The following is a 460-nucleotide window of genomic DNA, read 5'->3' as shown; positions in this document are numbered from 1 at the left end:
CGATGTACACCCGCAACGGCCAGTTCAAGGTCGATCGCGAAGGGCTGATCATCAACAACGACAAGCAGCAGTTGATGGGCTACCCGGCCGACGGTGCCGGCGTGATCCAGCCCGGTGCCGCCAAGCCGCTGCAACTGCCCACCGCGGGCATCAACCCGGCGCCCACCACCAAGATGGAGATCGAGATGAACCTCGACTCGCGCCTGGGCACCACGGCGCCGGTTGCCGGCGCGCAGATCGACTTCAGCGACCCCACCACCTACAACAACGCCACCTCGCTCACGTCGTACGACGCGAAGGGCCAGGAAGTGGCGCTGACCTACTACTTCCAGAAGAGCACCACCGACACTTGGAACGTGTTTGCCACTGCCAACGGCACGCCGATCAACGGCACCGTGGCCGCGCCCACGCCGCTCACCACGCTGCAGTTCCCGAGCAACGGCGGCGCGCCCACCAACCC

General features: G+C 66.1%; 1 protein-coding gene. It reads left to right on the top strand.

All coding sequences use genetic code 11. The features are described 5' to 3' along the window. The coding region (locus AB4Y34_RS41985; protein WP_368719322.1) for a flagellar basal body FlgE domain-containing protein at positions 1 to 460 on the top strand (460 nt) is incomplete at both ends.

It is taken from the genome of Paraburkholderia sp. BR10954, from assembly GCF_040965775.1.
Taxonomy (GTDB): domain Bacteria; phylum Pseudomonadota; class Gammaproteobacteria; order Burkholderiales; family Burkholderiaceae; genus Paraburkholderia; species Paraburkholderia youngii.
This window is presented reverse-complemented; position numbering and strand designations above follow the sequence as displayed.